At 65.3% G+C, this 25,872-nt stretch carries 27 protein-coding genes; 6 read left to right on the forward strand and 21 right to left on the reverse strand.

The genetic code is table 11. The features are described 5' to 3' along the window. Positions 1-6 precede the first annotated feature (6 nt). A complete protein-coding gene (locus AC50X7_RS11380; RefSeq protein ID WP_494979094.1) occupies positions 7-2,244 on the reverse strand; it encodes a S9 family peptidase in 2,238 nt (745 codons plus the stop codon). A gap of 540 nt (positions 2,245-2,784) precedes the next feature. On the opposite strand from AC50X7_RS11380, the gene AC50X7_RS11385 reads away from it, so the two are divergent. Further along, positions 2,785-3,207, forward strand: a complete 423-nt coding sequence (locus AC50X7_RS11385) for an Hsp20/alpha crystallin family protein (RefSeq protein ID WP_307094058.1) — start codon at positions 2,785-2,787, stop codon at positions 3,205-3,207. A 183-nt stretch (positions 3,208-3,390) separates the two neighbouring features. Here AC50X7_RS11385 and AC50X7_RS11390 read toward each other — a convergent pair whose 3' ends face one another. The 4 genes from AC50X7_RS11390 to AC50X7_RS11405 all read right to left on the reverse strand — a co-directional run bounded on the left by AC50X7_RS11390 (position 3,391) and on the right by AC50X7_RS11405 (position 7,298). Then, positions 3,391-4,353, reverse strand: a complete 963-nt coding sequence (locus tag AC50X7_RS11390; protein ID WP_494979095.1) for an NAD(P)H-hydrate dehydratase — start codon at positions 4,351-4,353, stop codon at positions 3,391-3,393. Then, positions 4,337-5,113 (reverse strand): histidine phosphatase family protein, encoded by a 777-nt coding sequence (locus AC50X7_RS11395; protein ID WP_494979096.1) that lies wholly within the window; start codon positions 5,111-5,113, stop codon positions 4,337-4,339. Before AC50X7_RS11395 ends, AC50X7_RS11390 begins: the two co-directional genes overlap by 17 nt. 266 nt (positions 5,114-5,379) lie before the next feature. Beyond that, the gene (locus AC50X7_RS11400) at positions 5,380-6,477 is read right to left on the reverse strand and encodes an LCP family protein (protein WP_494979097.1); all 1,098 of its coding nucleotides are present in this window, start codon (positions 6,475-6,477) and stop codon (positions 5,380-5,382) included. Between the two features lie 158 nt (positions 6,478-6,635). Next, positions 6,636-7,298, reverse strand: a complete 663-nt coding sequence (locus AC50X7_RS11405) for an arsenate reductase/protein-tyrosine-phosphatase family protein (protein WP_494979098.1) — start codon at positions 7,296-7,298, stop codon at positions 6,636-6,638. A 184-nt stretch (positions 7,299-7,482) separates the two neighbouring features. Between AC50X7_RS11405 and AC50X7_RS11410 the strand changes: the two genes are divergently transcribed. After that, entirely contained in the window at positions 7,483-8,700 is a 1,218-nt protein-coding gene (locus AC50X7_RS11410) for an FAD-dependent oxidoreductase (RefSeq protein ID WP_494979099.1), read from the forward strand. Between the two features lie 143 nt (positions 8,701-8,843). On the opposite strand, the gene AC50X7_RS11415 is transcribed toward AC50X7_RS11410, so the two are convergent. From AC50X7_RS11415 to AC50X7_RS11430, 4 genes are all read right to left on the reverse strand, one after another. Continuing rightward, positions 8,844-9,452 (reverse strand): DUF305 domain-containing protein, encoded by a 609-nt coding sequence (locus AC50X7_RS11415; protein WP_494979100.1) that lies wholly within the window; start codon positions 9,450-9,452, stop codon positions 8,844-8,846. A 69-nt stretch (positions 9,453-9,521) separates the two neighbouring features. Then, on the reverse strand, positions 9,522-10,007 hold the full coding sequence (locus AC50X7_RS11420) for a hypothetical protein (protein WP_494979101.1): 486 nt from the start codon (positions 10,005-10,007) through the stop codon (positions 9,522-9,524). A gap of 44 nt (positions 10,008-10,051) precedes the next feature. After that, positions 10,052-12,178 carry a heavy metal translocating P-type ATPase gene (locus AC50X7_RS11425; protein WP_494979102.1) on the reverse strand — a complete coding sequence of 709 codons (2,127 nt, stop codon included), beginning with the start codon at positions 12,176-12,178 and terminating at the stop codon, positions 10,052-10,054. Between the two features lie 90 nt (positions 12,179-12,268). After that, the gene (locus tag AC50X7_RS11430; RefSeq protein ID WP_494979103.1) at positions 12,269-12,424 is read right to left on the reverse strand and encodes a hypothetical protein; all 156 of its coding nucleotides are present in this window, start codon (positions 12,422-12,424) and stop codon (positions 12,269-12,271) included. 254 nt (positions 12,425-12,678) lie between these two features. Between AC50X7_RS11430 and AC50X7_RS11435 the strand changes: the two genes are divergently transcribed. Continuing rightward, positions 12,679-13,356, forward strand: a complete 678-nt coding sequence (locus tag AC50X7_RS11435) for a PAS and ANTAR domain-containing protein (RefSeq protein ID WP_494979104.1) — start codon at positions 12,679-12,681, stop codon at positions 13,354-13,356. Here the strand turns inward: AC50X7_RS11435 and AC50X7_RS11440 are convergent. The 3 genes from AC50X7_RS11440 to AC50X7_RS11450 form a co-directional block, all read right to left on the reverse strand. Continuing rightward, positions 13,353-13,988 carry a hypothetical protein gene (locus AC50X7_RS11440; protein ID WP_494979105.1) on the reverse strand — a complete coding sequence of 212 codons (636 nt, stop codon included), beginning with the start codon at positions 13,986-13,988 and terminating at the stop codon, positions 13,353-13,355. The two genes, AC50X7_RS11435 and AC50X7_RS11440, sit on opposite strands and share 4 nt — an antisense overlap. Before the next feature lie 96 nt (positions 13,989-14,084). Then, positions 14,085-14,789 carry a class F sortase gene (locus tag AC50X7_RS11445; protein WP_494979106.1) on the reverse strand — a complete coding sequence of 235 codons (705 nt, stop codon included), beginning with the start codon at positions 14,787-14,789 and terminating at the stop codon, positions 14,085-14,087. A gap of 24 nt (positions 14,790-14,813) precedes the next feature. Continuing rightward, positions 14,814-15,590 carry a hypothetical protein gene (locus tag AC50X7_RS11450; protein ID WP_494979107.1) on the reverse strand — a complete coding sequence of 259 codons (777 nt, stop codon included), beginning with the start codon at positions 15,588-15,590 and terminating at the stop codon, positions 14,814-14,816. Positions 15,591-15,826: 236 nt separating this feature from the next. Between AC50X7_RS11450 and nhaA the strand changes: the two genes are divergently transcribed. Beyond that, positions 15,827-17,167 (forward strand): Na+/H+ antiporter NhaA, encoded by a 1,341-nt coding sequence (gene nhaA / locus AC50X7_RS11455; protein ID WP_494979108.1) that lies wholly within the window; start codon positions 15,827-15,829, stop codon positions 17,165-17,167. 149 nt (positions 17,168-17,316) lie between these two features. Here the strand turns inward: nhaA and AC50X7_RS11460 are convergent, their stop codons facing one another. From AC50X7_RS11460 to AC50X7_RS11480, 5 genes are all read right to left on the reverse strand, one after another. Continuing rightward, positions 17,317-17,580 carry a GlsB/YeaQ/YmgE family stress response membrane protein gene (locus tag AC50X7_RS11460; protein ID WP_494979109.1) on the reverse strand — a complete coding sequence of 88 codons (264 nt, stop codon included), beginning with the start codon at positions 17,578-17,580 and terminating at the stop codon, positions 17,317-17,319. A gap of 115 nt (positions 17,581-17,695) precedes the next feature. Further along, entirely contained in the window at positions 17,696-17,920 is a 225-nt protein-coding gene (locus AC50X7_RS11465) for a hypothetical protein (protein WP_461187642.1), read from the reverse strand. Between the two features lie 132 nt (positions 17,921-18,052). Next, positions 18,053-18,820: an MBL fold metallo-hydrolase gene (locus tag AC50X7_RS11470; protein ID WP_494979110.1), complete on the reverse strand. Its 768-nt coding sequence runs from the start codon at positions 18,818-18,820 to the stop codon at positions 18,053-18,055. Continuing rightward, positions 18,817-19,407, reverse strand: a complete 591-nt coding sequence (locus AC50X7_RS11475) for a hypothetical protein (RefSeq protein WP_494979111.1) — start codon at positions 19,405-19,407, stop codon at positions 18,817-18,819. The genes AC50X7_RS11470 and AC50X7_RS11475 overlap by 4 nt, the downstream gene beginning before the upstream one ends. 13 nt (positions 19,408-19,420) lie before the next feature. Further along, positions 19,421-20,569: a zinc-dependent alcohol dehydrogenase gene (locus AC50X7_RS11480; RefSeq protein WP_494979112.1), complete on the reverse strand. Its 1,149-nt coding sequence runs from the start codon at positions 20,567-20,569 to the stop codon at positions 19,421-19,423. A gap of 221 nt (positions 20,570-20,790) precedes the next feature. Between AC50X7_RS11480 and AC50X7_RS11485 the strand changes: the two genes are divergently transcribed. Further along, a complete protein-coding gene (locus AC50X7_RS11485) occupies positions 20,791-21,315 on the forward strand; it encodes a DUF2243 domain-containing protein (protein ID WP_494979113.1) in 525 nt (174 codons plus the stop codon). Positions 21,316-21,445: 130 nt separating this feature from the next. Then, positions 21,446-22,396, forward strand: coding sequence for a manganese catalase family protein (locus AC50X7_RS11490; RefSeq protein WP_494979114.1), 951 nt, complete (start codon positions 21,446-21,448; stop codon positions 22,394-22,396). 73 nt (positions 22,397-22,469) lie between these two features. On the opposite strand, the gene ctaD is transcribed toward AC50X7_RS11490, so the two are convergent. From ctaD to AC50X7_RS11510, 4 genes are all read right to left on the reverse strand, one after another. Beyond that, positions 22,470-24,224, reverse strand: coding sequence for an aa3-type cytochrome oxidase subunit I (ctaD, locus tag AC50X7_RS11495; protein WP_494979115.1), 1,755 nt, complete (start codon positions 24,222-24,224; stop codon positions 22,470-22,472). After that, positions 24,221-25,111: an aa3-type cytochrome oxidase subunit II gene (ctaC, locus tag AC50X7_RS11500; RefSeq protein ID WP_494979116.1), complete on the reverse strand. Its 891-nt coding sequence runs from the start codon at positions 25,109-25,111 to the stop codon at positions 24,221-24,223. The genes ctaD and ctaC overlap by 4 nt, the downstream gene beginning before the upstream one ends. Positions 25,112-25,277: 166 nt before the next feature. Continuing rightward, a complete protein-coding gene (locus AC50X7_RS11505; RefSeq protein WP_494979117.1) occupies positions 25,278-25,502 on the reverse strand; it encodes a hypothetical protein in 225 nt (74 codons plus the stop codon). A 43-nt stretch (positions 25,503-25,545) separates the two neighbouring features. Then, positions 25,546-25,803 (reverse strand): hypothetical protein, encoded by a 258-nt coding sequence (locus AC50X7_RS11510; protein ID WP_494979118.1) that lies wholly within the window; start codon positions 25,801-25,803, stop codon positions 25,546-25,548. Positions 25,804-25,872 lie beyond the last annotated feature (69 nt).

Genomic DNA, 25,872 nt, shown 5'->3' on the forward strand with positions numbered 1-25,872 from the left:
AAGTTGCTACTTCAGGCCGGCGCCGGGGAGCAATTCAATGGCCCCGAGGGAATCGGCGATGAAGGCGTAGTCCCACGCCCTTTCGCGCCACTGGACGTAGCGGCCGGACGCGCCGCCGTGGCCGCCGTCCATCTCGATCTTCATCACCACCGGCTCGGATCCCGTGGTCCTGTTCCGCAGCTCCTGCACCCATTTTGCCGGCTCCACGTACAGCACGCGGGTGTCGTTGAAGGACGTCACCGCGGCGATCTTCGGGTACGACGCCGGGCGGACATTTTCGTAGGGCGAGTACGACTTCATGTAGGCGTAGACCTCAGGGTCCGTGATGGGGTTGCCCCATTCCTCCCATTCAAGGGCGGACAGCGGCAGTTCCGGGTCCAGGATGGTGGTGAGGGCATCCACGAAGGGCACCTGAGCCACAATCGCGGCGTACTTTTCCGGGGCCATGTTGGCAACGGCACCCATCAGCAGTCCGCCGGCCGAGCCGCCCAGTGCTGCAATCCTCGCGGGATCCACCCAGCCCGAGTCTGCCAGCCAGTCCGTGGCATCCACGAAGTCGGTGAAGGTGTTCTTCTTGGTGAGCTTCTTGCCGTTTTCGTACCAGTGCCGGCCCAGTTCACCGCCGCCGCGGATATGGGCGATCACAAACACCACGCCGCGGTCCAGCAGGGACAGCCGGGCAATGCCGAAGCCGGGGTCCATGCTCAGCTCATAGGAGCCGTACCCGTACACCAGGCCCGCCGCCGTCGAATCCTGCTTGACCGCCTTGTGGCGCAGCACGGAGAGCGGGATCCGGGTGCCGTCGCCGGCCTCGGCCCATTCGCGGGTGGCCACGTAGTCGTTGCCGTCGTAGCCGCCCAAAACCGGGCTTTCCTTCCGGAGCAGCAGTTCACCGGCTGGCTGCCCGGGAGTGGGCAGCACAAAGTCATAAACACGGGACGGCGTGAAGTAGGACGTGTAACCGAGCCGGATCACCGGAGCCTCGTAGTCCGAGCCGCCCACTCCCGCGGTGTAGAGCTCCTCGTCGAACGCGGGCTCCACGGGCGCCTCCTGCGCCGCAGTGCCCAGGCCTTCCAGTCCGATGACCTGGACACGCTCGATGGTGTCCTTCCGGATGGATACGACGAGGTGCGTGGAGGTGACGCCTGCGCCGTTGACGCGGACGTCGTCGGAATGTTCGACGACGGTGTCCCAGCGCTGCTCGGCGAGCGGCTTGCGGAGCTCGGCCCAGTCAGTCAGGGAGACCATCGAGTTGATGGCGCCGCGGTTATGCGTGAGCAGGATGCGTTCGGTCTTGACACCGTCGGGGCCGGGCAGCAGGAACGGTTCGGCCTCATAAAGTACCCGCTCATCCCGGGAAATGACGGTGGTGAGCTCCTGGGCGGGATCGTCGAACCGCAGCAGGCGGGTCTCGCTGTACTCCGAGCAGCCGATCCCCAGCACGAGGTAGCGCCGGTCAGCGGAGAGCTCGAACCCCAGCCACATGGCGACGTCGTCCTCCTGGTAGATCACCACGTCCTCGTTGACGGACGTGCCCAGAGAGTGGGCCTTGACCTGGTAGGGGCGCCAGGACTCATCCACCACTGTGTAGAAAATTCGCGTGCCGTCCGGGGAGAAGGAGACGCCGTAGAAGACGTTTTCGATGACGTCCGGCAACAGTTCGCCGGTCCGGAGGTCCTTGATGCGCAGGGTAAAGCGTTCATCACCGGCGTTGTCCACTGCGTACGCGTAGAGGTTGCCATCCACCGTTACGGCGGTGCCGCCAACCGAGAAAAACGGCTTCCCTTCGGCCTCGACGTTGCCGTCCAGCAGGATTTCCTCGCCCGGAATTTCGATGCCGGGTTCAACGGCCGGGGGAGTCCAGTCCGCGACGGGGTTGTTGGTGTGTTGGGCGCGGACCCGGCACTGGATGCCGTACTCCTTGCCTTCCACGGAGCGGCTGAAGTACCACCAGCCGTCCTTCCGGTGGGGGACGGACAAGTCCGTCTCCTGGGTGCGGCCCTTGATCTCCTGGAAGATCGCCTCGCGCAGCGGTTCCTGGTGCGCGGTGACCGCTTCCTGGTAGGCGTTCTCGGCTTTGAGGTGCTCCACTACCTCGTCGGATTCCTTGTTCCGCAGCCACTCGTAGTTGTCCACGAACGTGTCCCCGTGGTGGATGCGCTCGGAGGGGATCTTCTTGGCAACCGGGGGAGCGGGGGTGGAAGTCGCGGTTTTGGCGGAATCCTGCAGCGGAGTCTGGGTCATGGGTTCAAATATATCCACCCGCCCTGGCAATGGACCGGGCGTTCGCTACCGGACGAGAACCGGACGCATTGGGGGAGGCGGGGTGCCCTAGTAGGGTCCGGGCGGCAGGCGTATCCTGTTCACGCTAAGGCACATCCGCCCAGCGTGAGAGGGGAAGTTTATGACCATCCCGCCAGTGCACGAGCCCGAGCCGTTCCCGCCGGAGCCAGGCCCAACCCCTGATCCCGGCCACCCTGGTCCGCCGTCGCCCAACCCGTTCCCGGTGCCGGAGCCTCCCAGCCCATTGCCCGTGCCCGATCCGGGCCCTGCGCCGCTTCGTCCCGACCCAACCCGAAGCTAGGACAGCAGTAACGCACTGAAGGGCCCTTGCGCACGGCGAGGGCCCCTTTTGCCTGCCCTCGGCGGTCAAAAACGGGAGAAAAATTCTCCCCAAAAAACGCTTGCAGATCTACCCGGCCAGTGCTAAAAAATCTATATCAGCCAATACAGATCGGCTGGTACCAAAACAGTGTTGGACCGTCTCTCACGAGGAGGGAAGCCATGTTGATGCGAACCGATCCGTTCCGTGAGCTGGACAGGCTGGCCCAGCAGGTCCTCGGCACGGCAGCGCGTCCGGCAGCGATGCCAATGGACGCCTGGCGTGAAGGCCAGGACTTTGTAGTCGCCTTTGATCTGCCCGGTGTTTCAGTGGACTCAGTGGATCTCGATGTTGAACGGAATGTCCTGACGGTGCGGGCAGAACGCCCGGAACCTGCAGGTAAGGACACCGAACTGATCGCCTCGGAGCGGCCGCGCGGCGTGTTCAGCCGCCAGCTGATCCTCGGGGACACCCTGGACACCGACAACGTGAAGGCGTCCTACGACGCCGGTGTCCTGACCCTGCGGATTCCTGTCGCTGAAAAGGCAAAGCCGCGTAAGATTGAGGTTGAGACGAAGGGGGCAAAGCACGAGATTTCTGCTTAGTCCCCAGCAGGATCGGGATGTCGGGTAATGATTGTTGACTGCCTTTTGGGGCGGATAGCCATTCTGAGCACGCCACAGCGCTGAAAGCGCATTGGCAGGGTAGGCCTGCACTTCCCGATACGGTGGCCCCCGGCTTCGGCCGGGGGCCATCCCCTGCCCGGGCTTCGAAGGCCCGGGGCAGGATTAGGTGTTCAGCTCCAGCATCAGGGCGGGCAGTTCGTCGGCCAGTTCGCGGGCGAGGAACCCGAGGGGGCCCAACCTGCTGGCAAGCCGGTCTGCCGCTGCCGCATGGAGGTGGGTGCCCCAGCATGCGGCCTGCGCGCTGGTGGTTCCCCGGGCGCGAAGGCCCGCGATTGCCCCGGCTAGGACGTCCCCGCTGCCAGAGGTTCCCAGCCCGCCGTAGCCGGTGGTCATTTTCCAGAGCTCCGATTCCTCCGGCCCGTCCCCGCCGGAGGGCCGCGCGATGAAGCCTTGGCAGCTCACCACAGCCTGGTACTTGTCGGCGATCTCGGCGATGTCCGCCGTCAGATCATCCACCTCCCGCTCCAGCAGGACAGCTGCCTCCTTGGGGTTCGGCGTCAGGATCAGCCGCCCCTTCCACGGCTCCAGTTGGTCCGCCACCTTTACCAGGCCGCCCAGGGCATAGGCATCAAGTACGACGGCGGGACCACCGTTTGCTTTCCCGTCGCCAGAGTCTGAATCACTGGAGCGGGGTTCCCGCTCCAGCAGTGCCCGCAGCAGCTTTTCCGCGAGGTCCGGGTCATCCAGCCCGGGGCCAACGAGGATGGCATCGGCGCGCTCGAGGTATGAGGAAATCCGGTCCAGGCCCTCACCCGTCACCGACCCTTCGGCGGTTTCCGGCAGCCCCATGGCCCCGCATTCCGGGAGTGCCACGCCAAGATGCATGGCCACCGATTCCGCCACGGCGAGGGTGAGCTTCCCGGCGCCGGCCCGCAGCGCAGCCGTACCGGCCAGCAGTACCGCACCGGGTGTGGCCCGCGCACCGCCGATCACCAGCACCGAGCCGCGTGAGTACTTGTCCGCGCCGGGTGCCGGCAGCGGCCAGTCGCGCAGCAGCGACGGCGTCACAAGGGTAGGTGAAGCGGCTTCAGTTGCGCTGGCGACGGAATCACTTTGGGTGGACACTGGCGTCTCCCGCGTGTTCGGTGACTGTTACACCCTGCTCCGTGAGGTGGTCCGCCACGTTGAAGCTTTCCAGGGTCCACGGCCCTTCGCCGGAGGGCCGGACGTAACGGGTGAGGGAGGCATTGAGGACCGACGTGCTCGCCGCAAGGTCCAGGAGCTCCTGTTCATTCATGCCCTCCAGCACGTAGCGGAACAGCAGGATCACGGCGTCGTGGCAGACCAGCATGACCCGGTGCCCCGTGCCGAGGTTGTTGAGTTCGTCCAGGACGGACCGCAGCCGCAGTGCCACGTCGGCCCACGATTCGCCGCCCGGCGGCCGGTAGTACATCTTGCCCAGCCATTCGCGGCGTTCGGCCTCTTCCGGGAATCGGTTTTCAACACCGCGGCGCGTCAGCCTGTCCAGGATGCCGAGCTCGCGGTCCCGCAGGCGTTCATCGGTCCGCACCGTCACGGGCCAGCCCGCGGCCTCAACGGCGATCTCGGCGGTCTGGCGCGCACGGGCGTACGGCGAGGAAACCACCGCATCCGGCCGGAGGTCCTCGGCGATCCGTGCCAGTGCGGCACCCAAAGCCTTTGCTTGGTCCTGCCCGGTCCCGGACAAGTTCACGTCCGCATCCCGGGCGGGTACCTCGATGACCTCAGCCCCCGCCAGCCGCGCATCCGTGGCCGCCACGTTGCCTTCGCTCTCGCCGTGGCGGATAAGGATCAGCTCCACCGCCCCGGCGTCCTGGACAGCCTCTGTCAGTCCGTCCTCTTTCACAAAGAATCACCCCGTCTGTGTGCCTTGCCGAATGCAGGAACATTACCAGCGGCGTACCCATGGCTCAGGGAATGTAAACGAAAAAAGCAAACGGGCGACGGCGGGCCCGCCCGGGAGCGCTGCAAGCGGCAGCGCTCCGGGAGTCTCCCGACACCCGACTTCCACCGCGACGCGCATATTCCCGGTCGCGCCCGCATAACCGGAGCGCCAGGGAATATCCGCGTCGGAAAGGAATTTACGCGTCACACACCGCCGCGGCCCAAAGCCTACGGCACCGCGAACTCCCCGATCCGTCCCTCCCGCAGGGCGGCTCCCACGGCAGCAATGGCACCGTAATCGGGGAGCAGCACGGACTGGCCGGCAATGAATCCGGATCCGGCCGTTGGCAAGGTCATGGTGCCGATCGATTTCGCATCAAGGTTGCGCAGGCTGTAAGCGAGAATGGCGGCCTGTACCGCGTTGAAGCCCTTGTTCACGGTGAGGCAGCAGGAGGCGAAGTTCACCAGGCTCCGTACGGCTGTCACGTCGTTGAGGCCACCGCCGGCGGTGAGGCGGGCGAGGACGGCGCGGAGCAGGATCTGCTGGTTGCGCACCCGCTGGAAGTCGCCGTCGACGAACGCGTACCGCTCCCGGGAGAATTCCAGCGCTGCCTGGCCGTTCAGGTGGTTCACGCCGGGACCGAAGACATGCCCAGTGTCGTGTGTGGACTGAAACGGGACCGGGACGTTGACGTCAATGCCGCCCAGCCCGTCCACCAGAAGCTTGAAACCGCCGAAGTCCAGCATCAGGGTGTGGTTGATGGTGATACCGAACAGCTGCTGCACCGTCTGGGTGGTCATATCGATGCCGCCGTATTGCAGCCCGGCGTTGATCTTCCCTCCACCGAAGCCGGGGATGTCCACCCACATATCCCTGTTCATGGACACGATGTACAGGGACCGGCGGTGGGCCGGGACGTGGACCAGCATCAGCACGTCCGAACGCTGGTCCCTGGGCTCGCCGGTGGCATCCGTGTGGGCTGCCGCGTCTTTCGCAATGCCGCGCATGTCGCTGCCGATGACCAACACGTTCATGGCAACGGCAGGGTGCTGCGGAATGGGTGGAGGGGGAGGGGGAGGGGGAGGCGGCGGCACAGCTTTGGAAGGTGTTTCAGTTGGCGAGGGTGTTTCGCTTGGCGTTGCAGCGGGCCGGGCCTCAGTACCCGCGCGGTTAAGGCTGGTGACCGCCACGACGCCAACCGCCACGAGGACCAGCGCCAGCAGCGCCGCGATCCAGCGCCGCCGTCCATACGCCACGAGGCCAGGACCGCGCAGGTGGGGGCCAGAGGGCCTGGAACCGGGTTCAGAACCGCCTGGCGTGCTCATTGTGCCTCACCTCATCGTGGGGATGGTGGGATCAGTGTCCGCCTGCCGGGCCCTCCCTGGCTACGACCGTGTCCAAACTGTCACCTGGAAGGGCGCTGTCGTCGGCTCGGACGCGCCGACGCTGATATCCCGGGGGAGGTGGCTGGCCCGCCGAACCGCTACAGCGACCCCGCACGTGTGCCGCGAACCGGAGCGTTGAGGCGTGCGTGGCGCAGGATGGACACGATCGCTGGCGCGAGTTCGTCTTCCATCTGCCGGTACACCTCGGGCGCCCGGCGGTAGGGGTCGATAATGTCGTTTTCGGACGAGTCGGAAGGCAGGGACAGGTGCCGCACTGCAGCCGCCCTCGCCGGCAAGCCCCGCCAAAAAGTTTGGTTGGCTGCCAGCTGATCATCGCCGTCGGACGCTCCTGCTGCAGGTTCCTTGCTTTCGGAAGCGGCAGCTCGCTCGTCCAGGACGTCAAGCATCCGGGCAAATTCGCGGATGGTGAAGGTCCGCTTGAGCAGGGACGCGTCCAGCTGCAGGACCTCGCCGCGGTGCCCGGAGGTCATGGTGAGCACCAGGTCCACGCCGCGGAGGATCTTGGGCGTCAGCTGGCGGGCGGCGAAGTTTCCGGGGTCGCCGCCGAAGGTGCGCACGATGTCAGCGGAGATGGGCTGCATGGGGTCGCCCACCATGGCCCGGGTACCGGCGCTGGCCACCTCGAAACCGCCCGGCAGCACCTGGTTGAGCCCCGCCTGCAGCAGCCGTTCGGCCACGGGGGACCGGCAGATGTTGCCCGTGCAGACGGTCAGGATTCTTACTGGTGCGGGTGAGTCCAAGGGAGATTTCTCTTTCCAGCCGGTGCCTCCGTGCTTTTCAACTTAACACGCCAGGGCCCCACGCCGGCCGCCCCACCCCGCACGCTCGCTCAGCTTTCGCCGGTTTAGGTGGGACGCTCGCGCACTATCAATCTGCCCGCTCTGCCTTCACGATGGAAGCAAACCAGTGGGAAGGGATGACAACATGCCAGCGGAGAACCTTCTCGAGCGCGACTGCGTGATTGCCGGCGGCGGCCCGGCGGGCATGGTTCTCGGCTACCTCCTTGCCCGCGCCGGCGTGCGTGTCACCGTGCTGGAAAAACACGCAGACTTCTTCCGCGATTTCCGGGGCGACACCGTGCATCCCTCCACCGTGACACTGCTTGGCGAGCTGGGACTGCGCGAAAAGTTCCTGAAGCTGCCGCTCACGCGTTTGCCCACCATGGACGTCGTTTTTGACGAACAGCGCTTTACCCTCGTGGACTTCGGCACACTCCGTGGCCCGGACAACTTCCTGGTCCTGGCGCCGCAGTGGGACTTCCTGAACTTCCTCGCCGGTGAGGCCGCAGTGTCCCCAAACTTTGAGCTCCGCATGCTGAGTGACGTGACGGAATTGATCATTGAGGAGGACCAGGTGCGCGGCGTGCGGGCCACCACGCCCGACGGCGCGCTTGAAATCCGGGCGACGCTCACCGTTGCCGCAGACGGACGCGCCTCGGTCCTGCGCGCTGCCGCCGGGATGGTTCCCGACGAATTCGGCGTGCCCATCGACGTGCTTTGGTTCGGCCTTCCCAAACCGTCGAACCCTCCGCCGGCAACCCTCGGCTACATATCTCCCCAGGGAATGGTCCTCACCATAGACCGGGGAGACAGATACCAGTCCGGCATGGTTATCCAGAAAGGTGGTTTAGACGAACTTCGAAGGGCAGGGCTTGACGCCCTTCACAGGCGTATCGGCCGCGCTGCGCCTGTTCTCCGGCCCGTCGTGGACACCCTCACCGACTGGGACCAGATCAAGCTCCTCTCCGTCCAGATCAACAGGCTTCGGCGCTGGTACCGCCCCGGGTTCATCGCGATCGGGGACGCTGCCCATGCGATGTCCCCGATGTTCGGCGTCGGCGTGAACTTTGCCATCCAGGACGCCGTCGCACTGTCCAACGCCATCGCCGAGGACCTCGTGACCGGAACCGTTCCGGTGGAGAAGCTTGCGGCGGTGCAGCGGCGTCGGGAGAAGCCGGTGAAGGTCATGCAACTGCTGCAGCGCAGCGGACACAGGGTCATTGCACGGGCAGCCGCCGGCAGCAGGGTGGCGCCACGCTGGTTCATCGGGCTTCTCCGCGCGGCGTCACCCCTGCTGCGCCGGGTTACCGCACGGTTCGTTGGTGTGGGCATCCTTCCCGAACACGTCAAACACCGTGTTTGACTCCACCGCCGCCTCCAGAAGGAACGCTCTCTCACTTAATGCGGTTTTCCGGCTGACGCTCTCTCACCTTTTCTAAGGAAGTGAGAGACCGTTGGCCGATTAGTTGCATTACGTGAGAGAGCGTCCTGGGAGGGAGGGCTGAGTCAGAGCGCAGCCAGCAGCTTCTTCATCTCGGCGATTTCCGCTTCCTGGGCCGTGACAATGTCGCGGGCCAACTGGACGGTGCCGGGGTGCTTGCCGGCGCCGATCTCCTGCTGGGCCATGTCAATGGCCCCTTCGTGGTGCCCGATCATCTGCTCCATGAAGAGCCGGGCAGCCTCGGTTCCCTGGGCGGCCTTGAGTTTACTGAGGCCCTCGGCGTCCAACATTCCGGACATGCCATGCCCGGAATGGTCGGACGCCATAGTGGGGACATGCCAGCTCTTAAGCCACCCGGTCATGGTCTCGATCTCCGGTGCCTGCGCGTCCTTGATCCTGGTGGCCAGGGCGGTGACCTCCGCTGGGATATCGGGCTTGGCAAGGACGATGTCACTCATCTCCACGGCCTGGGCATGGTGCGGAATCATCATCTGGGAGAACATGATGTCAGCCTGGTTACGGTCGGCGTTGGCGTCCGGCATCATGCTGGACATGGGGCCGGAACTGCCGTGGTTCATGGGCATATTGGTTCCGGAGTCGGCAGCGCACCCCGCCAGCCCGAGCGCGGCTGCGAGCGCAGCAGCGGCGGACAGCGTTTTGATTTTCGTGTTCATGGTTTGTCCTTCAGGGAAGTAGTAAAGAGTGGGCTGATGGAAGCGCGGCGGGCCACGCGGCAGCCCGGTCTACGTCCGGCTGATGGACAGCTCGCAGGGTGTTGGGCTCGACGGCGTGAAGGAGTACGCACGGACATGCCGGGCATGGACGGCCAGGTTAGGCTCTCCGCCGGCGGCGCCGTTCGGCGGGAAAACTGCAAGCGATCCGGTTGTGGCCAAGGGGATGCAGGACGCCCCACTTTCCTGGATGCCAGGGCAGGCCGAGCCACAGGCGTCGGCCGCTGTCAGTGGCGCGTGCTCAGCCGCTTGGATTGCCGGTTCAGCTTGACTACCGGCGGTGTCCCCGGGATGGCGCGAATGGTCGCTGTGCCCGCCAGCGGCGGCCGCCGCCGTCGATCCTGCCACGGAGCCCGCCACCGCAGGGCCCGCCGCGTGGGACGAGTGGTCCGCGGTTATAACGTGCATGCCGAGGATCCCGGCCATGACGGCCAGGACCGCGGCCACCAGCCCCGCACGCAGGAGGGCTGACGACAGGACACGGACGCGCGTTGCCATGCTGTTTCCTCCTTGGAGCGGGGGCTGGTGCCGGGGCTGCATTGTCAACGTACTTCGGACGGGTTGAGTTTCAGCCGGCGCAGCAGCTGGGCGTTCAAAGCCACCACGATAGTGGACACGGACATCAGCACCGCGCCGGCGGCCGGTGAGAGCACCACCCCGGCGAAGGCCAGGACGCCGGCCGCCAGCGGCACGGACAGGATGTTGTAGCCGGTGGCCCACACCAGGTTCTGCCACATCTTGCGGTAGCTGGCCCGGGACAGGTCCACCATGGACAGCACGGCTCGCGGGTCGTTTCCCGCGAGCACCACGCCGGCTGATTCCATGGCTACATCCGTGCCTGTACCAATCGCGATGCCCACCTCGGCGCGGGCCAGCGCCGGTGAGTCATTGACGCCGTCGCCCACCATGGCCACCTTCAGGCCGCGCGCCTGCAGCTCAGCCACCTTCTTGTCCTTGTCCGCCGGCAGGACCTCCGCGAACACCTCGTCGATGTTCAGGTCGGCTGCCACAGCCTGGGCCACCTGCCGGGCGTCACCGGTAATCATGCCCACCTTCACGCCGCGGTTCTGCAGGGCGGCAACTGCCTGGCGCGACTCTGCCCGCACCGCGTCCTCAAGGCTGACCGCCCCCAGCACCCGGCCGTCGTCGTCGATCACGTGCAGGACGGCCGCGCCGCGGTCCATCCAGCTGCGGGTCGTGTCCGCAAGGGCAGGAGGTTCGACGGCGGCAAGCTCGCGCAGGAGCGCGGGCCCGCCGACGTGCACCGCGCGGCCATCCATTGAAGCCCGGACGCCGCGGCCGGTGAGGGAGCTGAATTCCGCCACGGCGGGCAGCGGCAGGTTCCGCTCCCGTGCCGCGCGCACGATCGCCCGCGCTACGGGGTGTTCGCTGTCCGACTCCACGGCGGCGGCCAGGGCCAGCAATTTGTCCACCTCCACGCCAGGAGAGGCGGCCACGTCCTTTAGCTCCGGTTCGCCGGTGGTGAGGGTGCCGGTCTTGTCGAAGAGAACCACGTCCACCGTGCGCATCCGCTCCAAGGCCATCCGGTTCTTGATCAGGACTCCGGCCCGGGCGGCCTGCTCCGTGGAGATGGCGATGACCAGCGGAATCGCCAGGCCCAGTGCGTGGGGGCAGGCGATAACGAGGACGGTGACGGTGCGGGTCACGGCCTCCGGGATGCTCCCCAGAAGCGTCCAGACGATGAAGGTGAGCACGCCTGCGCCCGCGGCGAAGTAGAACAGGAAGGCCGCCGCGCGGTCAGCCAAAGCCTGTGCCCGCGACGAGGACGCCTGCGCTTCGGCCACCAGGCGTTGGATGCCGGCAAGGGCAGTGTCGTCGCCCACCGCATCCACGCGGACCCGCACGCTGTTGTCCGTGGCGACCGTCCCGGCCACCACGGCATCGCCCGGCCCCCGCAGTACCGTTTTGGATTCGCCGGTGATCATTGACTCGTCGAACTCGGCCTGCCCTGCCACTACGGTGCCGTCGGCCGGCATGCGGGCGCCGGAGCGCACCAGGACCAGGTCGGCTGGCCGGAGTTCGGCGACCGGAACGGTTTCGGTGCCGCTGTCCGTGATGCGTTCTGCTTCATCGGGGAGCAGCGCGGCGAGGGCATCGAGTGCGCCCTGCGCGGAACCCAGCGCCCGCATCTCGATCCAGTGGCCCAGCAGCATGATGGCCACCAGCAACGCTAGCTCCCACCAGAAGTCCAGGTCGAATCCGCCCAGGCCGAGGCTGGTGATCCAGGACGCCACGAATGCCACCGTGATGGCCATGGCGATCAGGAGCATCATGCCTGGCCGGCGGTCCTTCAGCTCCTGCAGCCCGCCCTTGAGGAACGGCTGGCCGCCGTAGAGGAAGATCACCGTGCCCAGGACAGGCGGGATCCAGGTGGAACCGGGGAACATCGGGGCCATGTAGCCGAGGATGTGGCCCACCATGGGGCTGAAGTAGACCACGGGGGCGGTCAGCGCCAGCGTGAGCCAGAACCTGTTCTTGAACATGGCCGTGCTGTGGCCGGCGTGCTGCCCGTGGGTGTGGACGGCATGGTCGTCGTCGTGATGGGTGTGGTGGGCGGGCGAAGCAGCCCCCGCTTCGGTGAGGGTGGCACCTGGCGGGCTTTCGTTGTCGTGTTGGTGCGTGTGGTGTTGGTGCTGATGGTCCTGCATTGGTTCCTCCTTGGAGGACGGCCGCGGCGTTGGAGCCCGGTGCGAAAGGGTTGCCCGATTTAGGGCGAAAGGTGAGAGAGGGTCGCCCAATTAGGGCGAAAGGTGAGCGAGCGTCGGGGAGGGGGGTCCGGCGTCGGAAATTACGACGGCGGCGGGCGGCTCGCCTGCCCTGGCCGACGGCGGGCAGCAGCTGCAGCCGGCAGCGGAGGCCAGGGGGAGGGTGGTGCGGTTTTCGATCTCCGGCATGTCAGTTTCCATTCCTTGGTGAAGGATCAATGGGCGCTGGGGTTGAACGGCTGTGAAAGGCGGTGCGGGGCACCTGCCGGGACATACCACTTCACTGACAACACCTGGAAATATACCCCTAGGGGGTATACAAGTCAAGAGGCCGAGGAGGGTGTGGCCTTTCCGACGTGCTGCATCTTGGCCATACTGGGATGAAAGGCAATGACGCCTTTGCCCGCGCGTGCAGGGCTGGAAGATGGACCGGAGGTGGCTCTTTGGCTGAATTGAGCGGCCCTTACACGTACTCAAGTGCGCTGGGTGACAATGAGTGCGTGGCGGGCACATTCCACGTGGATCTGGACGGCTGGAAGATTGAATGGTCGGACGGCATGTTCGCGCTTCACGGGTACCGGCGCGGCGAAGTGGTTCCCACTATGGAGCTGCTGTATTCGCACAAGCACCCGGAGGACAGGCCCAGGTGCGAAGAGATCGTGGCGCAGGTTGCCAAAACCGGAGGCTACTTCTGCATGTACCACCGAATCATCGACTCTCGGGGCCGGACGCGGCGGGTGCTGACATCCGGTGAGGCCGTCACGGATACCGCTGGGAAGGTCACCGCTATGGAAGGGGTGGTGGTTGACCTCACTACCACGCTTCAGCGCGAAACTGAGGAGAAAACCCGCGAAGCGGTGGCAGGCGCCACATCGACCCGGAGCGTTATTGACCAGGCCCGGGGGATCCTGATGGGACAGCTGAACCTGGGCTCGGACGACGCCTTCCAGCTGCTGGTGAGCACCAGCAGCCACCGCAACGTCAAGCTGGTGGTGGTGGCCGCGGAGCTGGTGCAGCTGGCCAACTCTGCAGCTACGCGCCGCTACCTGAACGACGCCGTTGCTGCCATTGCCCAGGACGGCCGGTGGCGGGCAAACGGGCGGGGCAAGGTTGCGTCCTAGTGATGCTCCACCCAGCACGCCAAGATAGTGGTGGACAGCTGGTACGCGAGGGCGTTCCGGGTGATAACGTCCGGGCCCAGGGTTTCCGGCAGTCCCGAGGCATCCACCTGCAGCACGAAGTTGTCCTTCTGGAAAACCGCCGCTCCGTCCGCCGTTTCGTAAGCAGGGAATCCCAGGTTGGCCAAGCCCTTTAGCGGCTTGGCATCCGCTGCGAGTGCCTGCATGGCGTCGAAGTACCTCAGCGCCGTGGCCTGGTCTGCAGCTTCCTTGACGGAGATTTCCAGCGCACCTTCGTCCAGGTGGTAGATGCAGGTAAAGGTGCTGTCCGCCCAATTGTTTATGGTGTGCGGTTCTTCGCCCAGCTCCAGGATGGAAGTCAGCCTGTCCATCGGCTGGTCCCCGCACACCATCTTCGCGGCTTCGGTGGGGCCCTTGGCGGAAGCGCGGAGGGAGGATGCGCCGCCGTCGTGATGGCCGCCGGTATGGCTGGGTGACTGGGATGCGGCAGGGGAGGATGTAGCGTCCGACGCCGGCACGTCAGCAGTTGCTACGGACCCCGCCGCTGCCGCGCAGCCGGAGAGCAGCAGGGACGAGAGTGCCAGCGAGGCCAGCAGGCAATTGCGGTTCTTCATGGCGCTTCCGTCCTGGCCGCTCCCTCTTCAGGGTTTAGCGGCCGCGGTTAGTACTCGATGTCCGGGCGAAACGTGGTGTCCGGCCGAGGAGCAGGATCAGGTTCTTAGCTTCGCGTAGATCACGTAGTTGTCGTCGAAGAGCCCGGTGGCTGGGTCGTAGCCGTCGCACGTGATAAGCCGCAGCTCGGACCCGGGAGTATTTCCGTAGACCTTCAGCGTGGGAAAACTGTCCTTGCTGTACAGCTCGCCGCGGTCAACGGTGAACACGGCGATGCTGCCGTCGGTTCTGGAGACGTTGATTTCGGTTCCGGGAGTGAGCTGGCGGAGATCTTCGAAGACGCCCCCGCGTCCGTTGGGTGAGTTGACGTGGCCCAGCATGACGGATGGTCCGCGTTCGCCGGGGGTGGGTGACCCTTTGTACCAGCTGGCGGGGGCACCGTTGCCGTCGTCCTGCGGTACTTCCAGGGAGCCGTTCTCCCGCAGGCCAAGCTTCAGGAGTTCGGTCCGTACGCCGATGGCAGGAATTTCCAGGGTCACGGGCTCGGACCGGGACAGGACTGCAGGTTTTGCAGCAGGAGGCGCGGCGGCAACGGGGGAAGCTGCCGACGGCGCCGGCGCGGTGGAACTCGGCGGGACCGAGGTAGCCGTCGCGGAAGGCGTGGCGGAAGCGGAAGGCGGGGAGCCGGCGTCAGGCGTGTTGTTGCTGCCGGCGCCGCAGCCGCTCAAGGCTAAGGTGAGCAGAAGCCCGGCCGCCGTGGAGGCCAGCAGGCCCCCGCGGCGGCCGGAATTCGTATCAAACACAATGGTGATCCAGTCAGCCGGTGCTTAGGCTGCTGCGCCGGCGGTCCGGCGGCGGACGGCGTAGGCGCCGCCAGCGAGGGCGATCAGGGCCAGGCCGCTGCCGATGGCGAGGGCTCCGGTGTCGGTGCCGGTTTCGGTAGCGACGCCGGTGTCAGCGCCGCCAGCAGGCATCTGCATCTGCCCGGCCGTCAACGTCCCGCACAGGGCAGGCGAAGTGGCGGCGAGCGGAAGGGTGGGCGCAAGATCGCTCTTTGCTGCCTGTCCGGCCGCGCTCAGGGTTGCGGGGTCAAGGCCGTGGACCACCACCACGGCGGTCCCGGCTTCCAGGGCGGCCTTGGTTTCGGCGTTCAGTTCGAACGTGCGGTCAACGGTGTAGGCGGCGCCCTGTCCGCCGACTTTGAGATCAAGGCCTGCTGCCGGGCTGGTGTCGCCGCTGGTGGAAAGGGTAGTGACGATGCCGCCGTAGGAGGGTGCGCCTTCGGTGGTGGAGATGACCTGGTCGCCGTCCTTGTCCGCCGAAGGGGCCGGGCAGACGCCCTGGGCTCCGCCGTGGATGTGCTGGACGTGCGGGTATGGGGCGTCCATGAACGTGGCAGGCATGCCCGAAACGTTTAGGACAACGTGGGCCTGGTTGCCGGTGACATCAACAGTGATGGTGCCCGAGCCGGCGCTGCCGTTGAGCTGGCTGAGCGTGGACTGGTAGTGGTCGGCGCCGTCGTGGGCCATGGCCGGGGCAGCCGAAAGGGCAAGGGCTCCCAGAGCGAGGGTGGGAACAGCCATAAGGCGGAGTGTCTTGTTCATCGGAATGCAGTCTCCTCATACAAGTGACGTTGTCGTCCCAGGTGAGGGACATAGGCACTTCGCTGCTGCTCCCGGCCTGGATGGGTCACCACGTGAACCGGGCCACATGCTGATGCCAAGCCCGGCTGCAACGAAGCGATAAGCAGAAGAGGAAGCTGAGCCCGTAGTATGGATCGAAGGTGCGCCGGGAAGTCTGGTCGGCATATATTTGCCGACCCCGGATTTGAGGATGCTTGATGAGCCCAACGCCCCCACCCAATCGAACCCGCTCCACCATTTTCGGCCGGGGCAGCTATGCCGAAGCCCTGCGGATCGGCGAGATTTTGCGCAAAGAGACCGTCGGCGGAGCGCTGCTGGTTGCGGCGGCGCTGATCGCCCTGGTCTGGGCCAACTCTCCGGCTTCGGACAGCTATTTCGCCTTGCGGGACTTCAAAATTGGCTACGAGCCGTGGCACCTTGACCTCAGCCTCGGAGCCTGGGCTGCCGACGGGTTGCTGGCAATCTTCTTCTTCCTGGTGGGTTTGGAGCTCAAACGGGAGTTCGTGGCCGGGGACCTGCGGCAGCTGAACAAGTCCATCGTTCCGGTGGCTGCCGCAGCGGGCGGCGTGGTAGTCCCGGCGCTGATCTATGTGGCCATCAACCTGACCAGCCCGGAAACCCTGCGCGGCTGGGCTATCCCCACTGCCACGGACATCGCCTTCGCAGTGGCGGTCCTGGCTATCATCGGCTCGCACCTGCCCAGCGCGCTGCGGATCTTCCTGCTGACGCTGGCTGTAGTCGATGACCTTATTGCCATCAGCATCATCGCCTTCTTCTACACCAGCGACCTGCACGTCATGCCGCTGCTCCTGGCACTCATCCCCCTGGCGCTCTACGCCTTCCTGGCGCATAGATTCCGATACTTCTTCGGCCTGAAAGCTCCGGCGGCCTGGTTCATCCTGCTGCCGCTCGGGGTGGCCACGTGGGCGCTTGTCCACGCCTCCGGAATTCACGCCACTGTGGCCGGAGTGCTGCTGGGCTTCGCCATCCCCGTAATCCGCTCGCAGGCGGCTGGCGGCCCCGACGCGGGACCGGGACTGGCCGAAATCTTCGAACACCGGTTCCGGCCCATTTCTGCAGGCATTGCGGTGCCGGTCTTCGCCTTCTTCTCCGCGGGCGTGGCCGTGGGCGGACTGGAAGGATTCGCCTCCGCCCTGGCTGATCCTGTGGCTTTGGGCATCATTGTGGCCCTGGTGCTCGGAAAGCCTATTGGTATTTTGGGCACCACTTGGCTGCTGACGAAAACCAGCAGGGCTGAGCTGGACAAGTCTTTCAAGTGGATCGATGTCTTTGGTGTGTCCCTCCTGGCAGGCATCGGATTCACGGTGTCCCTGCTGGTGGCTGAACTCAGCTTCGGTCAGGGCAGCCTGCACGACGACCATGCCAAAGTCGGCATCCTGACCGCCTCGTTGGTGGCGGCGTTACTGGCAACGGCCGTGCTCCGGACCAGGAACCGCCAGTACCGGGCGGCGGAGGAAGCCGAGAAAGTGGACGCAGATGAGGACGGCATCCCGGACGTGTACCAGGACCGCACATAGGGTCCCAGCCAAGGGGCCGCCGTCGGGCTGTCACCGCAGACGCTTGGCCCACTTGACGCAACAGGCCCCCGGGAAGTTCCAGGGGGCCTGCTGCATTTCGTCCGGTCGGGCCGGCAGCCCGCAAATCCTGGGCGGGCGGCTCAACGAGGTTAGCGGCGCACTGACTTCCGGCGCCCGGCAACTGCTTCCGCGGTGCCCACCAGGAGCACCGACGCGATGACAGCCACGATGAAGCCCAGGAAGTTCAGTTCAAAAATGTCTCCGGTGCCCAGGAGCGAAGCCACCACGCCGCCGATCACCGAACCGACAAGGCCCAGCAGCAAGGTGGCGAGCAGGCCCAGGTTCTGCTTGCCCGGCTTGATGAGGCGGGCCAGTGCGCCGATAACCAGGCCGGCAACGATGAATCCAATCACGGTGTGCTCCTTCGTGGTTGTGGGCATATGCGCCCGGACTTCCGCGGTGGTTCCGCATCAAACTCATTCTATGCACGGCCCCCGCACCGCCCGCCCGCACGTACGCCAGACCCTCTCAGGCCGTGGCCAGCGGCTGCGCCGGTGCCTCCACATGCCGGATCTCCAGCGCCTCCGGATCCAGCAGCTTCCGTGCGCCAGTCCTCGCGTCGAGGATCCAGAACAGTTCCAGGGCGGGTACCACGTCGGTCACCCGCCCCCGATGGAACAGCTTGCCGTTGTGCCACGCCTCGATCTGGTCGCCGATGCGAAGCTGGGCGGTCAGTACTTTTTGTGCCTCCATGATGCGGTGCCTCCTGCTGTTGTATCCCCGTACTCACAGCTTGCCCCGCCGAGGTTGCTGAAATGTTTCAGCAGGGTGATTCTTCTGTGTCAGCAGACAGGAATCACGACGGCGGGGGTTCGCACAGCTTGGTCAGGCTGCCTCGCGCCGGGCTGCTGCCACTGCCTCCTCGATGCCGCCCGTCCAGGGTTCCCCGTGCCCGGGCAGGACCAGGGAAGCGCCGGTCCGTGCCAGTTGCGTCAGAGTGTCCAGGTTCTGCCGGCTGTCCATGGTGGCGGCCCCGGCCACGATACGCGGCCCCGTCCTTCCGGAATAGGGGTCCAGCGTCACCAACGCATCCCCGCTGAACAGCACGTCCCGGTCCCGCAGGTACAGCCCGCAGTGGCCGGCGGTGTGACCGGGGGAGAACACCACCTCGGGCTGTCCCGGCACCGGCAGGGTGCCAAGTCCAGCGGGAAACAGGGTCAGGTCGTCAACGCCCTTCACCCGCAACGCGCCCGCCTTGGTCATCCGGGCCAGGACGGGCAGGCCGCCGGGATGGGAGAGCGAGAAAATGAAGCGCGATTTCTCGTGCTGGTACCGGTAGGGGTGCCGGGCGATGAAGGAGTCACCGCCGTGCACCCAGACGGGAATCCTGAACTCCGTGTGCAGCCGGTGCGCCAGGCCCAGGTGGTCGAAGTGCGCGTGCGTGAGCACCACCGCCCTGATGTCGCCCACGGCGTGCCCCAGCCCCTGGACCGATTCCTCCAGTGTCTTCCACATCGCCGGCAGCCCGGAGTCCACCAGGGTCAGCCCGTCGGGGCTCTCCACCAGATAGAAGTTGACGAAGGCTTCTGAGACGCAGTGGACGCCGTCCGCCACCGTGCTGAAGGACGCCTTGCCCGAGGTAGCCTGCGTCATTTCCGCCCCGCCGCCCGCCGCAGCGCCCGCACCGCGGCAACGCCACCCAGGCCGGCAAGCACCCACGGCCCGCCCACCACAATCGGATCGATCCACTGGTGGTTGACGTCTGCCCGCTTCTTCCCGAGCCGGGAGCTCAGGCCGTGCCGGGAAAACTCGCTGAGCACGCCCGTCTCGGTCACAGGGTTGTCCGGGCGCACAGTGGCCAGCGAGGCGAGGTGGTGCTCCCACGCGTCCACCCGGTCAGCGGCGATCAGCAGCAGCCAGTGCGCGGCCCTGCCCTCGCTGAACCTGGCGTAGGCGTACTTCCGGATGGCTCCCGAGACTCCGGCAGGAGGGGTCGACGTTCCAAAAACCGGGGTCACAAAAGCGTGTTCGATGGACCGCTCCCGGGGCCACTCCTCGTTTTGGCGTTCCGGGAAGTCCCAGTGCGCGCCGGTCTCGATTCCCGGCTGCTCGCGGGGGAAGGAGGGCCGGTCCGCCGGGTCGAGGTCCGCGCCCCATCCCGGGATGCGCGCCCGCAGTTCCTCCTTGGACTCCTTCAGGCCAGGCTTGCCGGCGGTGTAAGGCGTTGGTATCTCAGCCATGATGCCCTTCCTCTCAGGCCGGGGTGGAAACGATAAGGGGCTTGATGCAGTCATCAAGCTTCGCGGAGAACATGTGGTACCCCTCGGCAATATGCTCCAGCGGGACACGGTGGGTGACGATGTCGCTGGGCTTCAGGTACCCGTTCCGGATGTGCTCGAACAGCCTCGGCCACTGCCGTTTGACCGGGCACTGGTTCATCCGCAGCGTCAGGCCCTTGTTCACGGCGTCCCCGAATTTCACCGCGCTGAAAATCGGGCCGTACGCGCCCACCACGGACACCGTTCCGCCCTTGCGGACAGCGTCGATGGCCCAGTTCAGCGCCACGGGCGAGCCGCCCTGCAGTTTCAGTTTGGCGGCGGTCACGTGCTGGAGGAAGTTGCCGTCCGCCTCGGCCCCCACCGCGTCAATCACGACGTCGGCGCCCAGGTAGTCAGTCGCTTTCTTCAGGTGCACCACAATGTCGTCGTACTCCACAAAGTTGTACGTTTCGGCGTGCGCGAAGGTGCGGGCCTTCTCCAGCCGGTACTCCAGGTGGTCGATCACGATCACCCTCCCGGCGCCCATCAGCCAGGCGGACTTGGCGGCGAACAGGCCCACCGGGCCGGCACCGAATACCACCACCGTGTCGCCTTCCACGATGTCACCGAGTTGGGCCCCGAAGTAGCCGGTGGGAAGCGCGTCGGTGAGCAGGACAGCGTCCTCTTCGTCCATCCAGTCCGGAATCTTCGCAGGCCCCACGTCGGCGAACGGGACGCGCACGAACTCCGCCTGGCCGCCGTCGTAACCCCCGCAGGTGTGGGAGTAACCGTAGATGCCGCCCACCGCCGTCGCATTCGGGTTTACGTTGTGGCAGTTTGAAAACAGGCCGCGGGAGCAGAAATAACAGGAGCCGCAGTAGACGTTGAAGGGGACCATCACGCGGTCGCCCGGTACGAGGTTCTGCACCGAGGAGCCCACCTCGTGCACCACGCCCACAAACTCGTGCCCGAACGTCATGCCCACCCGGGTGTCCGGCATCATGCCGTGGTAAAGGTGCAGGTCCGAGCCGCAAATTGCCCCGGTGGTCACGCGGATAATCGCGTCGTTAGGGTGCTCGATCTTCGGAATGTCTTTTTCTTCGACCCGGATTTTGTACGGGCCCCGGTAAACCATTGCTCGCATGTGTGCCGCCTTGGTTGTTGGCTGGCAGTGCGGTTCCCGTCTCGTGCAGGAACCACCCCCGCTGCTTGAGGCGCACCGCCTGCACTACGTTTCCACCTCGGGCAGGACTGGTCAAGGGTCCCCGCACAGGCGCCGGAAGCGGGTGCGGAGGATGCTTAGAGCGTCCGACGGCGGGTAGGGGACAAGGTGATAGGTGCACCGATAGAAGGGGGAGCGGAACAGTGTCAAGGGAAACCCGAACCACGCCGGCCAGGGCGGCCGGCGCACCGGCCAGGGCCCCGGCGTTCCTGTTCGGCATGGGGATCGGCGGGTTCGTGGACGGCATCGTCCTGCACCAGCTGCTGCAGTGGCACCACATGCTCAGCCACACCGAAAGCGGCAACACCAAGACGGTGGCAGGCCTGGAACTGAACACCCTGGCCGACGGCTTGTTCCACAGTGCCATGTGGGTGCTGGTGGTGGCCGCGGCGGCCCTCACCGTCCGGGCCAGGCAGCAGGGGCGGCTGTCCGCATGCTGGAGCTTCCACGCCGGTTTGGTCCTGTGCGGCTGGGGTGTCTTCAACATCGTCGAGGGCTTGGTCAACCACCAGCTGCTGCAGATCCATCATGTCCGGGACGACCTCGGCGGGCCCCTGGCCTGGGACCTTGGCTTCCTCACGGTCAGCGTGGTCCTGGCCGTGGGCGGGTGGCTTCTGTTTAGGGGTAGTCCAACGTCTGGCCAAACCAGAGCATCTGAAGCAGGATAGTAAGCATGCTGATTAACTCGGCTGCCGCAGCGTATCGGCGTGACAGCATCCCTGGCCGCAGGCGAATGGTTCAGCAGTAGCTGGACCGGCGCCGGCCCGGCACCAGCACAGACCACAAGGAGAGAATCACATGTACCTGCACACTGAACTCCTCATCAATGAAATTGCTGCCGATGAGCCTGATCCGGCAGCAGCAAACGCGTTGCAGGAAGGCCTGGGCGGCCAGTTCGGCGAAATGCGCACCATGATGCAGTACCTGTTCCAGAGCATTAACTTCCGCGGAGACCCGGCGTCCAAGCCCTACAAGGACCTCCTCCAAGGCGTGGGGACTGAAGAAATAAGCCACGTCGAGCTCATCGGCACTACCATTGCCCAGCTTCTCGACGGCTCCCCGCGCTACCAAGGAAAGAAAACCGACCCCGTGGACGAGCCCGGGGCGAAGGGTGCCACGCCGCTCAAGATCGCGCTGGACACCAGCAACATCCACCACTACCTGGTGGGTGCCCAGGGCGCGCTGCCCGTGGACGCCGCCGGCAACCCGTGGCTGGGGTCTTACGTCTACAACAGCGGAAACCTGGTCCTGGATCTGCTGTACAACCTGATGCTTGAATCCACTGGCCGCTTGCAGAAGTGCCGCATCTACGAGATGACGGAGAACAAGACGGCCCGCTCCACCATTGCCTACCTGATCGTCCGCGACCAGGCGCACGAGAATGCCTTTGCCAAGGCGCTGGAAAGCCTCGGAGTGAACTGGGGCAAGGTCCTTCCCATCCCCAAGACCAACGCCGAGCAGTTCCCCGAAGTCAAGAAGCTCCTCGACCTGGGGCTGCAAAGCGTCCAATACACCTTCAGCGCGGACAACCTCAGCCAGGCAGGGAAGCTGTACCGGGGCGCATCGCCGTCGAACGACGGCACTGAACTCAGCACCGAAGTCATGCCCACGGGTGTCCCCAAGACAATGGCCCCGGAGCGCAAGGAAGAGTTTGCCCCGGGACTGGACCCGGAGCTGCTCGCACTCATCCAGGCCACGGCAGAGATTGAACTGAAGGACGCTGACAACCCCAAGGAGACAAAGGGCTAACCTCAGCCAGCAAGAAGAAGCCCCCTGTCGGCCGGTACCCAGAATGACCGGCTGGCAGGGGGCTTCGTTGCGGCTACTTGTTGGGGTCCGGATCCCGTACGTCCCCCGGGCCAATGTCCGCAGCGCCAAGGGCAGCGGCCACGGGGCCGTGAGTGGGCTCGTGCTCGCGGACGCTCAGCTCAGGGTGGTGCAGGTCCAGCGCCGGGCGCTCCGAGCGGATCCTTGGCAGCGAGGTGAAGTTGTGCCGCGGCGGCGGGCAGGACGTGGCCCACTCCAGCGAGGCGCCGAAGCCCCATGGGTCGTCCACGGTGACCTTCTTGCCGGTCCGCCACGTGATGAAGACGTTCCAGAAGAACGGGATCACCGAGGCGCCCAGCAGGTAGGAGCTGATGCTGGAGAGCTGGTTCATTCCGGTGAACCCGTCCTCAGGCATGTAGTCCGCGTAGCGGCGGGGCATGCCCTCCACACCGAGCCAGTGCTGGATCAGGAAGGTGCCGTGGAAGCCCAGGAACAGCATCCAGAAGTGGATCTTCCCCAGGCGCTCGTTGAGCATGGTCCCGGTGAACTTGGGCCACCAGAAGTAGAACCCGGCGAACATGGCGAACACCACGGTCCCGAACACCACGTAGTGGAAGTGTGCCACCACGAAGTAGGAGTCAGAGACGTGGAAGTCCAGCGGCGGGGAGGCAAGGATGATGCCGGTGAGGCCGCCGAAGAGGAACGTAATCAGGAAGCCGAGGCTCCACAGCATGGGCGTCTCGAACGTCAGCGAACCGCCCCACAGCGTTCCGATCCAGTTGAAGAACTTCACGCCCGTGGGGACTGCGATAAGCATGGTCATAAACGCGAAGAACGGGAGCAGCACTGCCCCGGTGACGTACATGTGGTGGGCCCACACCGTCACGGACAAGGCAGCAATCGCGATGGTGGCGTAAACCAGGCCCTTGTAACCGAAGATCGGTTTGCGGCTGAACACCGGGAAGATCTCGGAGACGATGCCGAAGAACGGCAGCGCGATGATGTACACCTCGGGGTGGCCGAAGAACCAGAACAGGTGCTGCCAGAGGATGGCACCGCCGTTCGCCGGGTCATAGATGTGGGCGCCGAATTTCCGGTCCGCTCCCAGTGCGAACAGCGCCGCAGCCAGCGGCGGGAAGGCCATCAGCACCAGGATGGACGTGACCAGGGCGTTCCAGGTGAAGATCGGCATGCGCCACATGGTGAGGCCGGGTGCACGCATGCAGATGATGGTGGTGATGAAGTTGACCGCGCCCAGGATGGTTCCGAAGCCGGACAGTGCCAGGCCGAACACCCACAGGTCCCCGCCCAGGCCGGGTGTGAATGTGGTGTTGGACAGCGGTGCATAGGCGAACCAGCCGAAGGAGGCAGCGCCCTGCGGGGTGATAAAGCCGGACGTTGCGATGGTGGAGCCGAACAGGAAGAACCAGAAGGCCAGCGCATTCAGCCGCGGGAAAGCGACATCCGGTGCACCGATCTGCAGCGGCATAATGACGTTCGTAAACCCGGCGAAAAGCGGGGTGGCGAACATCAGGAGCATCAGGGTGCCGTGCATCGTGAACAGCTGGTTGTACTGCTCTTTGGTCTGCAGGATCTGCATGCCGGGTTCGAACAGTTCGGCACGGATCAGCAGCGCCATGATGCCGGCCAGCAGGAAGAAAACAAACGAGGAAATCAGGTACATATACCCGATGGTTTTATGGTCCGTGGAGGTGATCCAGCTGACCACCATGCTGCCCTTGGGTCGCTTCACCACCGCAGGTGCGGCAGTCGCCGACGTTACGCCCATGTTTTGGCCGGTGGTGGTCATTGCGGTTCCGTCCTTTGTTGTGCCTGTTCCAGGGCCGGCCGTGCCGGGTTGCGGTCGTATTCATCGCCGCGGATGCCGGTGTTGCCCTTAGCGCGGAGGTCGGCGATGTGGGTGTTGTACTCCTGCTCGGTTACCACCCGGACTTTGAAGAGCATCTCGGAGTGGTATTCACCGCAGAGTTCAGCGCACTTGCCGGTATACTCGCCGGTGCGGTTGGGAATGATGTCGATGAACCTGTTGAACTGGTTTTCCCCGGGGTACATGTCCCGTTTCTGCATGAATTCCACAACCCAGAAGGAATGCTGGACGTCACGGGAGTTCAGCTGCAGTTCCACCTTTTTGCCCACCGGCAGGTACAGGGTGGGCAGCCGGTCCGGTGTGCCCCAGTTCCCGTCCAGGTGGGCTTGCACGCCCGGGTCTTCGTGGACGTCCTCCTTGACGTAGTTGAAGTCCCAGGCCCACTGCTTGCCGCGGACATCGATGATCACATCGGGGTCCTCGAAGCGGTCGTCCATGGCCCGCTGCTCACGGTCGGTGAACACGAACAGCACGCCCACAATCATGAGCGGTACAGAGAGGTAGAAGACCTCCAGCGGAAGGTTGTAGCTCATCTGCCGCGGAAACCCGACCGTATCTTTCCTGCGGCGGTAGGCGATGATGCACCACAGGATGAGTCCCCAGGTGATCACGCCGATCACGGTTGCCGCGATCCACGAGTTCACCCACAGGTCAGTGACCAGGGGGGTGTGGTCTGTGGTGTCCCGTTCACCGGGCAGCCAGCCGCGCTGGACCTCCGCAGAACAGGAAGTCAAAGCCATCAGAGCCGGGATGAGGAGTAAAGCGGCACCCCGCCGCCCTCTAAAGGTGTTTCTTCCAGTTTTGCTCACCGCGGTTCCCTCCGGAAAATCCCCCAGAGGCCCAACTGCATGAGCCTGATAACCCATGGCTCTGGCCAGTGGTTTTGTGCCCACACTAGCGCGGGAAGGAGCTCAATGGGAAGAGGACGGAAGCCATGCCGACGGCGGTGCGTAACTGTCGCCGTCGGGCGTGGCTTCAGGGCGTCTCGCTGATAATTTCCCTGGCCGCCATGGCCAGCAGGTGGCGCTGCAGGGCAGGCAGGGAGATCAGTCCCTCCACGTAGGCCTGGACCTCGTATTCGCCGGCGGTGCCGCTCATGCTGAAGTACCGCAGCCAGAGCTCCGGGACGGTGATGTCGGCTTGCAGCAAGGTGGAATTGAGCTCCCTGCGCTGCTCTGGCTCGTGCGGCTCGAATCCCATGGCTGTCCCCAAACCACCCGTTTGGCGCGGCGCGGCGGCAGCGTCAGGCGACGTCGGGGTAGCTGCTGAGGATGTAGTCGGCCGCGGCGGGGCCGGTCATGTGCAGGTGGGAGTCGTTCACGTCGACGCCGCAGCGCTTCATCCCGGCGCGGAAAGCCTGGTCCGGTTTGGCCCGGAAGCCGTGCAGCGATGCCCAGCTGACGTAGAGGCCGTAAAGGCAGTCCGGCCCCAACGGATATTCGGCCGCAGGGTCATGAATGGTGGCTTGGTCAAGGAACTGCTGGAAGTGCGAGGACGGCATTATGGCTCAATCCATTTCTGCAAGGTGTGCCACCGGCTTGCTCCAGCAGCTGTTTCCACGGCCAGCGCA

It is taken from the genome of Pseudarthrobacter sp. Hb11 (genome assembly GCF_059383655.1).

What these genes read in the sequence shown, in the direction of transcription:
- AC50X7_RS11380 (WP_494979094.1), bottom strand. Translation starts at nt 2,244, where the DNA reads ATGACCCAGACTCCGCTGCAGGATTCCGCCAAAACCGCGACTTCCACC.
- AC50X7_RS11385 (WP_307094058.1), top strand. Translation starts at nt 2,785, where the DNA reads ATGTTGATGCGAACCGATCCGTTCCGTGAGCTGGACAGGCTGGCCCAG.
- AC50X7_RS11400 (WP_494979097.1), bottom strand. Translation starts at nt 6,477, where the DNA reads ATGAGCACGCCAGGCGGTTCTGAACCCGGTTCCAGGCCCTCTGGCCCC.
- AC50X7_RS11410 (WP_494979099.1), top strand. Translation starts at nt 7,483, where the DNA reads ATGCCAGCGGAGAACCTTCTCGAGCGCGACTGCGTGATTGCCGGCGGC.
- AC50X7_RS11415 (WP_494979100.1), bottom strand. Translation starts at nt 9,452, where the DNA reads ATGAACACGAAAATCAAAACGCTGTCCGCCGCTGCTGCGCTCGCAGCC.
- AC50X7_RS11420 (WP_494979101.1), bottom strand. Translation starts at nt 10,007, where the DNA reads ATGGCAACGCGCGTCCGTGTCCTGTCGTCAGCCCTCCTGCGTGCGGGG.
- AC50X7_RS11425 (WP_494979102.1), bottom strand. Translation starts at nt 12,178, where the DNA reads ATGCAGGACCATCAGCACCAACACCACACGCACCAACACGACAACGAA.
- AC50X7_RS11430 (WP_494979103.1), bottom strand. Translation starts at nt 12,424, where the DNA reads ATGCCGGAGATCGAAAACCGCACCACCCTCCCCCTGGCCTCCGCTGCC.
- AC50X7_RS11440 (WP_494979105.1), bottom strand. Translation starts at nt 13,988, where the DNA reads ATGAAGAACCGCAATTGCCTGCTGGCCTCGCTGGCACTCTCGTCCCTG.
- AC50X7_RS11450 (WP_494979107.1), bottom strand. Translation starts at nt 15,590, where the DNA reads ATGAACAAGACACTCCGCCTTATGGCTGTTCCCACCCTCGCTCTGGGA.
- nhaA (WP_494979108.1), top strand. Translation starts at nt 15,827, where the DNA reads ATGAGCCCAACGCCCCCACCCAATCGAACCCGCTCCACCATTTTCGGC.
- AC50X7_RS11465 (WP_461187642.1), bottom strand. Translation starts at nt 17,920, where the DNA reads ATGGAGGCACAAAAAGTACTGACCGCCCAGCTTCGCATCGGCGACCAG.
- AC50X7_RS11470 (WP_494979110.1), bottom strand. Translation starts at nt 18,820, where the DNA reads ATGACGCAGGCTACCTCGGGCAAGGCGTCCTTCAGCACGGTGGCGGAC.
- AC50X7_RS11475 (WP_494979111.1), bottom strand. Translation starts at nt 19,407, where the DNA reads ATGGCTGAGATACCAACGCCTTACACCGCCGGCAAGCCTGGCCTGAAG.
- AC50X7_RS11480 (WP_494979112.1), bottom strand. Translation starts at nt 20,569, where the DNA reads ATGCGAGCAATGGTTTACCGGGGCCCGTACAAAATCCGGGTCGAAGAA.
- AC50X7_RS11490 (WP_494979114.1), top strand. Translation starts at nt 21,446, where the DNA reads ATGTACCTGCACACTGAACTCCTCATCAATGAAATTGCTGCCGATGAG.
- ctaD (WP_494979115.1), bottom strand. Translation starts at nt 24,224, where the DNA reads ATGACCACCACCGGCCAAAACATGGGCGTAACGTCGGCGACTGCCGCA.
- AC50X7_RS11505 (WP_494979117.1), bottom strand. Translation starts at nt 25,502, where the DNA reads ATGGGATTCGAGCCGCACGAGCCAGAGCAGCGCAGGGAGCTCAATTCC.
- AC50X7_RS11510 (WP_494979118.1), bottom strand. Translation starts at nt 25,803, where the DNA reads ATGCCGTCCTCGCACTTCCAGCAGTTCCTTGACCAAGCCACCATTCAT.